The sequence below is a fragment of the Xanthomonas maliensis genome (assembly GCF_009192945.1).
Lineage (GTDB): Bacteria > Pseudomonadota > Gammaproteobacteria > Xanthomonadales > Xanthomonadaceae > Xanthomonas > Xanthomonas maliensis.
Genome location: NZ_NSET01000057.1, coordinates 1 through 4,022 on the forward strand (window position 1 = coordinate 1; position 4,022 = coordinate 4,022).

Below are 4,022 nucleotides of genomic sequence, written 5' to 3' on the forward strand. Positions count from 1 at the left end.
GCCGGCGATGGGGGTTTTGATATCCGCGTGGGCGGCAATACCGACCTGAAGGGAGCGGTGATCGCCAGCACCCAGGCGGCGGTGAACGCTGGCGCCAACCGCCTGCAGACCGGCACGCTGACGGTGAGCGACATCACCAACACCAGCACTTACAAAGCCACCGGCATCAGCCTCTCGGGCGGTTATGCGGCCGGCGGCAGCGATGGCAAGGACGGAGCCAAGACCGAAACCCAGACGCCACCAACCACCAACAATGGCAGCAACTGGTCCTGGCAGAACCAGGGTAGCGGCGTGCAAGGTGGGAGCGCGGGCTACTCCAGCAAGAGCGGCAGTAGCACCTCGACCACGGCCAGTGGCATCAGCGGCGGCACGGTGGTCATCACCGACCAGGCCGGCCAGCAGGCCATGACCGGCCAAAGCGTGAGTGACGTGCTGGCGGCATTGAACCGCGACGTCCACACCGGCGACAGCGCCAACGGCCTGGTGAAGGGCTGGGACGGGCAAAAGCTGCAACAGCAGGTCAGTGCGGGTGCGGAGATCACCGCGACGTTTGGGCAGCAGGCGAGCAAGTTCGTGGGTGATTACGCCACCACCAAGGCCAATCAATTGCGCCTGCAAGGCAACGAGGAAGAAGCGGCCAAATGGGATGAAGGCGGCGAATATCGCGTGGCCGCGCACACGGCGGTGGGCCTACTGGGGGGAGGTGTGCAAGGCGCCCTGGGGTCGGCGACTGCCGCCACCGCAGCACCGATGCTCAACGAGCTGACCAAGAACCTACCCGATGGCGTACGGGAAGCAGTGGGAGCAGGCTTAGCAGCGGGGCTGGGTGCCGTCACTGGCGGCGGAGCAGGTGCGGCGACGGCGTTTAATGCCGATACCAATAATCGGCAGTTGCATCAAGATAGTAACCAAAACGAGGTTGCTCGCTTGAAGGAAATGGCAAACGGTGACCCACAACGTGAAGCCGATTTGGTCGCCGCTGCCTGTGCGTTGGTAAAGTGCTCAGCAGAGTATCCAGATGGCTCGGATGAGAAAAAATATTGGGCGGCAATCGAGGTTGAGGGGAACAAACCCGAGCGTCAGGAAGATCGAGACTGGCTCAAGTCGCAGTCGCAAACGACGTATGGCTACGCAGCAGGCAGTGCGTGGGAGGAAAACAAACATCTATTTGCATATGATGGAGTGGACGCTATCGGTGATTGGGCCACGAAAAACCAAGTAGGTACTCGCGCGCTCGGCGGTTTGCAGATGTTGGGTGGTGCAGCGGAATCAGCAGGGGGTATCATGCTTGCCCCGACGTGTGAATTCGTCATCGGCTGCGTGGCCTCCGTGTACCTCACAGCTGCAGGTGCAGATAATGCTGCTGCTGGTTCGACTACATTGTTCAGTGGGAAGGCTACATCGACCCTGGGTGGTCAAGCGCTGCAAAAGCTAGGATTGCAGCCTGCTACGGCTGAGCTGCTGTATGGATTTACGCAGATGGCTCCATCCGTAGGAGCGGCGGTAGCTGCGAATCGTGCAATTAATTTAGAAATAGCGGCAAATGCGTGGTCGAGGAGTACATATGCGGGGTCTGGTGCGGTTGATTACCAGGGTTTAATTTATCGATATACTGCTCCGGAGTATGCCGAAGGTACATGGCGCATGTATCCTGGGAATATATCAGCTAATCATAGATACTCGCCAGAAGGAATTGGAGCAATCTATGCAGGTACCAAGTCTTCTACGGCTGCTGCTGAGGTTGCGAGCTATGATGCGTTAGACGGCAAGATACTTGTTTCTAAAAATGTCAATGTCGGTGGCGTACTCGATTTAACTAATCCTGCAGTACGCAAAGCTCTGGGTGTTAGCATGGAGGACTTGACTGAAGTTTCACATGGGGGAAACTCATATGTGTCACCCCAAAGAATTAGCGCGTGGGCGAGAGACCAGGGATATGAAGCGATACTTGCACCTTCTGCTCAGAAAAAAAATGGAGAAAATTTAATTTTATTTAAAAATCCGGAGGATCTCCATTAATGTTTGATAGAAATAATTGGGTTAATTTCTCGAATTCATTTTCCGAGGAGTGGGTGGATAATGATATAACGCGGGAGATTAGTCGGATTGTAAGATGTGATGATATTGAAAAGGCATTGTGGGGATGTCTGCATTCGAGGTCAGTTGCTTGGCTTAATACCCGTATACCTATTCTGGATAAGAAGCGTCCTATCGATTTGCTTTCTACTGAGGATGGTCGAGATAAAATTAGATGGATTTTAATGTCTAACCCTTGGTGGTAACCAGAAGGATTTTAGAAGTCAGATTAACTTATCAGGCGATCTGGACGCTGGCGGCCTGAAGAACACCGGCACCATCGCCGGTCGCCAGCTGGTGTCCATCGACGCCGGCCGCATCGAACACCTGGGCGGCAGCATCAGCGGCAACCAGGTGGGGCTGCGCTCGGCCAGCGACATCCGCATCGAAGGCGCCAGCGTCACCGCTGTCGACGCGCTGAGCGTGCAGGCGGTCGGCGATGTCACCGTCGCCTCCACCGTGGAAACCCTCCAGGGCGGCGGCTACCACCAGTACAGCACCACCCAGCTCCAGCGCGTGGCCGGCCTGTACGTCACCGGCGCCACCGGCAGCGGCGTGCTGTCGGTGATGGGCGGCGGCGACGTCACCCTGCAGGCGGCACAGATCCACAACGCCGGTAGCGACGGCCTGACCCAACTGGTGGCCGGCAATAACCTCACCCTGGGCGCGCAGACGCTCTCGCACAGCACCGACACCACCGCCAACGACCGCAACTTCCAGCGCAGCAGCGAGACCACGCATGCGGTGAGCAGTGTGCAAGGCGCCGGCAACGTGGTGCTGGCGGCCGGCAACGACCTGACCCTGACCGCCGCCCAGGTCGGCGCCGGCAAGGGCCTGGCGCTGCAGGCCGGGCGCGACATCGTCAGCCAGGCGGCGATCGACAGCAGCTCCAGCGACCGCAGCAGCGTCACCAAGAGCCACTCGCTGGCCGCGTCCAGCACCGACGAAACCGTGCGCGGCACCCAGCTGGGCGCTGGCACCAACATCGTCCTGCAAGCCGGCCGCGACCTCACCCTGGCCTCCACCGCCATCGCCAGCCAGACCGGCGGCATCGCCCTGGCCGCCGGCAACGACATCCAGCTGCTGGCCACCCAGGAGCAGCATGATGCGGTGGTGGATCAGCAGACGCGCAAGAAGAGCGCGCTGTCCAGCAAGACCGTCACCACCCACGACGAATCACACGACAGCCTGGCGGTCACCAGCTCGCTCAGTGGCGAGAGCGTGCGTGTCGCGGCGGGGAACGATCTGCTCTCGCAAGGCGCGCAGATCGTCGGCACCGGCAACGTGGTGCTGGCCGCTGGCAACGACCTGACGCTGGAGACGGCGCAAAGCACGCACAGCGAGGCGCACGACAAACAGACGGTCAAATCCGGCCTGATGGGCAGCGGCGGCATCGGCTTCACCATCGGCAAGCAAACGGTCAAGACCGAGGCCGACACAAGCGCTGTCAACCACACCGGCAGCACGGTCGGCAGCCTGGAAGGCAATGTCACCCTGGCCGCTGGCAACACGCTGGCGATCACCGGCAGCGATGTGATGGCGCTGCAAGGCGACATCACCGCCAAGGCCAAGGACATCGCCATCACCGAGGTGCACGACACCAGCGACAGCACGCAGAAGACGGCCTTCAAGCAAGGCGGGTTGACGGTGTCGTTGAGTTCGGCCGCGCTCAATCTTGCGCAGGCGGCGGTGAGCAGCGCCGAGGCGGGCAAGAAGGCCCAGGGCGATACGCGCATGCAGGCGTTGGCGGGCGCGTCGGCGGCCTACAGCGCGTATGGCGCGGGCCAGGCCGCCAGCAGCGTCATCAACGCTGATACCGCCAAGGGCGCTGCGCAAGCGGCCAATATCAGCATCGCGGTCACCGTAGGCGGCAGCAAGAGCGATAGCGAGACCAAGCAGCAAAGCGCCACCTCCAAGGGCTCTACTTTGCAGGCCGGCGGCAACGT

The 4,022-nt window shown here is 60.5% G+C and carries 3 protein-coding genes; all 3 read left to right on the forward strand.

What is annotated here, in order from left to right; genetic code table 11:
• On the forward strand, positions 1–2,019 hold a 2,019-nt coding region (locus tag CKY51_RS17635), incomplete at its 5' end, for an RES family NAD+ phosphorylase (RefSeq protein ID WP_152249573.1).
• Entirely contained in the window at positions 2,019–2,282 is a 264-nt protein-coding gene (locus tag CKY51_RS23000; RefSeq protein WP_152249574.1) for an antitoxin Xre/MbcA/ParS toxin-binding domain-containing protein, read from the forward strand. The genes CKY51_RS17635 and CKY51_RS23000, both read left to right, overlap by 1 nt.
• Positions 2,283–2,373: 91 nt before the next feature.
• Positions 2,374–4,022: hemagglutinin repeat-containing protein (locus tag CKY51_RS17645; protein ID WP_244952551.1), on the forward strand; the 1,649-nt coding region annotated here is incomplete at its 3' end.